Raw genomic sequence first — 4075 nt, 5'->3', positions numbered from 1 at the left:
TCCGTAATCGCTGAAAGTCGGACTGTCCTGATCGATGATCCCGATGGGTATAGAAAAAGTCAGGATTTGAACAACATTTCCATTATTAGAAATTTCCAGGTTAAAAGTTGCCTGATCTCCGGTTATAACATCACCCGGCGTGATTTCAAAAGGAACTTCACATAATACGGAACTATCAATATCAATATTTGGATAAGAACTGACTCCGGAATTAATAGTAGCTTTCCCGTTTGAACATTCTAAAGCTACTGATAGATCTCCGCTCTCCTGGTTTCCGCCATTCAAAAGCCGGATATAAACTTCATCTGTCTGGTTCTGGATCAAGGCATTATCGGAATTCACAACCATAAATTCGGAAAGGATCATTTCCGGTGAAATGATCTCAACCGGAATGAGAAATGTATCATCTCCGAGATTTGAAGAAACATTTAAGAACAGTTCTTTGATCGCACCATCAAACCATTCATTTCCAATCTGGCATTGAAATTGAGTTGTGGTTGTTGCTTCCGGGATCATTTCAGCGATGGAGAAAGTTCCTGAAATAATTTCAATAAATTCATCATTTGATATTAATTCCAGATTAATATTTTCGGCATTAAATTCTGCTGTATTTTTCAAAGTGATCTCAAGATCGATTAGAGAACCTGAAAATGTTTCATTCAGGAATGAGAAATCATTTAAGCTGATGAGATTCCCATCTTCAACTGTCAAATCTTCGGTTTTGGGAATATATCCGTATTTTGAGACTGTTACCGAATACTCACCGATTTCCAGATTCAAGGGAATATTAACCGAACCAAAAGCATCTGTAATTCCTCTGGCTATCAAACTATCATCATTAGTGACCGCAATTACAAAATCCGTTTTATTTTCCAACTGATCAGAAATTTCGATATTAAGATAATTATCTCCGTCTGTTATGATCGGAGCAAAAGAAATATCTACATTTTGGGGAACATCCGTCCAGATCGAAAGTCCTGGATCTCCTAATAAATTATAGACATAAAAATAAAATTGATCGGAATCATTGGCATCATTATTTCCATCCATGTCATGGCAATTCGGATAATTGATATAAAGTTCCATTTTCCCGCGTAAAAGCATTTCACCGCATCTGAAAAGTTCTTCCTGGGTTATACCCTGATAAATTCCAATATCATTGGCATTATTAAATGGTGTTTTTGTATCATGCTCACTCGGTCCGATAAAACCAATCGCACCCTTTGGTAAGGCAGGAGAACCGCTATTGAGCCAGGTTTCTCCAAAGCAACTGGGATAATCATAAGTTGCATAATCTCCGCCACCGCAAACTATACTCGTGATCATGGGAAGTTTGTAACCATTGTTCAAAGACTGAACATCATTAATGTTATACATCGAACCCCAGCTACTCGACCAGTAACCAGGACCGCCAAAACCGCGATAATTCACAAAAGTGCAGCCGGTATTGATAAAATTGTCGATATAATTATTATTAGACTGGTAAGGTGAAATAAAAGTATCAACGAATGTATAAGTGAAATCCAGGAGTTTTTCGCGGCAAGCCATTACAGTCTCTCTCCCGGAATTATATTCATACCAGCCGTTCATCACAACACTGAGCATGATCGCTCTTGTGAACCAGTCGGAACTTGTTTCAGGATTACTCTCGTAACTGATGATTTTATTAATGATCGTCTGCAATTGCTGGATTGTCCTTATTGATAATCTTCCGATCATTATGTCCGGGAAATAATCATCACCTTCGAGTAAAGTATAGGAATGATCAGTAACATCGGTATAGGTCAGATAACCGTCGATATAATCAGCCGGAATGACAAAACTGCCGTCCACATCTCCGACCAGAACTACATATTCGGGAGGAATTTCCCAGTTATCATAAGCATTCTGGAGATAATTTCTAATTTGATTAAAAGTTGAGCCTGTTTCTGATTTTGGCACAATTTTTGTTTTAAATCCTAATTTCTCTTTCCATCTCGCAAGAGGTTGTAATGCAGAAACGCAGTTATCAGGGCAAATAAAAAGGTAACTTCCCTGATTTTCAGAACGATCAGGTTCTATCCCGAATATTTTTGAGGAAGCGATCTTATTAAAGGTTGAAGTAGAAACATTCCTGTTATTTTTAATCGGATTTTTTGTGATCGAATGATCGATTTCAAATTCGATGTTTATATCTTTCAGTAATCTTATTTTATTCAAAACCGGGTTATATTGAACAACTGCTACCGAAACCTGCGAAAAGCGGATACTTCTCATAATGACCGGATCACCGATAAAAACAATTTCTTCAGGAATCCATCTGTCTATTTCATAGATTTCCTGATTCGGTTCTTCATTATCTTCCCAACCGGAAAAGATGATCTTTTTATTAAGAGAAATTTCATTAAAATCGTAATCTATTTCTTTTACTGTATAATTCCCATTGTCAGGTAAGTTTACAAGTTTTGTATATTTTGGAAGTTCCGGACTCCCAATAATTCCATTGTTTTGACAGTTTTTAACATTGATCTCTAAATATTCATTATCCGGATTTTCTGTTATTTCAAAGTCGGTGGGATTTCCTGAAATGATGATATTTCCGTTCAGACCGGATATTTGTAATTCACTTGAAACAAGTAAAATAGAAGCACAGAACAAGATCATTAAAAAAATCTTTTTTCCCATATTTAATTCCTCACAATATTTTTTTCAAAAAGTGTTCTGCAACAATCGAAATTGTCATTGCGAGATGTCTTACATAGAAATTCCTGCGAAGCAATCTGAAACTCCAACTTACTATGAAGAATGAGATTGCTTCGTTTGTAAAAGCAGGAAGAAATCCTCGCAAAGACGCCTCTCTAAATTCTTCATTGCAAGTCACCCAGTTGTGCAGAACTCATTTATTCTCCAATAATTCAAAAAAAATTACATAAATTATCGGTCAATGATTTATGCAAGATATATTCCAGAATTTATGAGTAATAGAAACCGTATCTTCATTACAACTTGTGAAATTTTCCTGATCTATTTCAAAAAACTCTTCTTAAAAATCCTCAAATTATCTTTTCGTAAAGTTATCCCTTCATTATCAAAAAATTCCAGTTGTGTTTTCATTAAATTTTTATTTGACATATAAAGTAACTATAATGTAATTAAATTGGAGGTAAAAAAAATGAAAGCAAACTTGATAGCAATTGGAAATTCAAAAGGTATAAGAATACCAAAAATAATATTAGAGCAATGTCATATTAAGAACTTTGTTGATTTGGAAGTGAATGATGACCTGATAATGATCAGACCTTTTAATGAAAATCCCAGGAAAAACTGGGATAAAGAATTTAAAAAAATGCATAAAAACAGCGATGACAGACTTTTTATCGATGGCAAGATAGATATAAATAATCAGGATTGGGTATGGTGATCGAACAATACGATATTTTCCTGATTTCTCTTGATCCCACTATCGGTCATGAAATCAAAAAATCCCGTCCTTGTGTTGTAGTTTCTCCAGATGAAATGAATCGAAATATTGCTACAGTTATCATTGCTCCCATGATAACTAAATCGCATGATTATCCAACTCGAATAAGGTTGAATTTCAGTAATAAATCAGGTTGGATCGTTCTGGATCAGATCAGAACTGTCGATAAGAAAAGATTAGTGAAAAAACTTGGACATCTCGACCACAAAATAATCCGGCAGGTTAAAAATACCATTAAAGAGATGTTGGTTGATTAATTTTACTTATTTTTAGGTTTTATTTGAGAAAACTCTTCTTAAAAATCCTCAAATTATCTTTTCGTAAAGTTATCCCTTCATTATCAAAAAATTCCAGCAGTAACAACGAAGTTGCCCGATTACTGTTTATCAGATCACGAAATTGAGCAACAGTAATTCCCTCTTCATGCTTCTTTAAAAAATCGATCAGAAGTTTTTTGGAATTTTCAATAAGATCAGCGTGCAGATAGATTTGTTTGATAAAATATACTTTTTTCTTTTCGATCAGATATTTGAGAATTTGTTTGAGTTTATTTTCCGCAATTCCTTTTTCATTCATCAAAGCGAACATTTCCTTATTATCAGGAAGCTTGGTTCC

Annotated in this window: 5 protein-coding genes; 2 read left to right on the top strand and 3 right to left on the bottom strand. The window is 34.6% G+C overall.

What is annotated here, in order from left to right:
• Together ENL20_13030 and ENL20_13025 are read right to left on the bottom strand one after the other, a co-directional pair.
• Positions 1 to 2664: hypothetical protein (locus tag ENL20_13030; protein HHE39472.1), on the bottom strand; the 2664-nt coding region annotated here is incomplete at its 3' end.
• Between the two features lie 339 nt (positions 2665 to 3003).
• Positions 3004 to 3111 (bottom strand): hypothetical protein, encoded by a 108-nt coding sequence (locus tag ENL20_13025; GenBank protein ID HHE39471.1) that lies wholly within the window; start codon positions 3109 to 3111, stop codon positions 3004 to 3006.
• Positions 3112 to 3151: 40 nt separating this feature from the next.
• On the opposite strand from ENL20_13025, the gene ENL20_13020 reads away from it, so the two are divergent.
• Together ENL20_13020 and ENL20_13015 are read left to right on the top strand one after the other, a co-directional pair.
• Positions 3152 to 3400, top strand: a complete 249-nt coding sequence (locus ENL20_13020; GenBank protein ID HHE39470.1) for an AbrB/MazE/SpoVT family DNA-binding domain-containing protein — start codon at positions 3152 to 3154, stop codon at positions 3398 to 3400.
• Complete coding sequence (locus ENL20_13015; GenBank protein ID HHE39469.1) at positions 3394 to 3717, top strand: type II toxin-antitoxin system PemK/MazF family toxin; 324 nt, start codon at positions 3394 to 3396, stop codon at positions 3715 to 3717. The genes ENL20_13020 and ENL20_13015 overlap by 7 nt, the downstream gene beginning before the upstream one ends.
• A 19-nt stretch (positions 3718 to 3736) precedes the next feature.
• Here the strand turns inward: ENL20_13015 and ENL20_13010 are convergent.
• A partial coding sequence (locus ENL20_13010) for a hypothetical protein (protein ID HHE39468.1) occupies positions 3737 to 4075 on the bottom strand: 339 nt, incomplete at its 5' end.

This window comes from Candidatus Cloacimonadota bacterium, from assembly GCA_011372345.1.
GTDB lineage: Bacteria > Cloacimonadota > Cloacimonadia > Cloacimonadales > TCS61 > DRTC01.
This window is presented reverse-complemented; position numbering and strand designations above follow the sequence as displayed.

Bases quoted from the DNA above. Each gene is read 5' to 3' on its own strand.
- ENL20_13020 (HHE39470.1), top strand. From the start codon at position 3,152: ATGAAAGCAAACTTGATAGCAATTGGAAATTCAAAAGGTATAAGAATA.
- ENL20_13025 (HHE39471.1), bottom strand. From the start codon at position 3,111: ATGTCAAATAAAAATTTAATGAAAACACAACTGGAATTTTTTGATAAT.
- ENL20_13015 (HHE39469.1), top strand. From the start codon at position 3,394: ATGGTGATCGAACAATACGATATTTTCCTGATTTCTCTTGATCCCACT.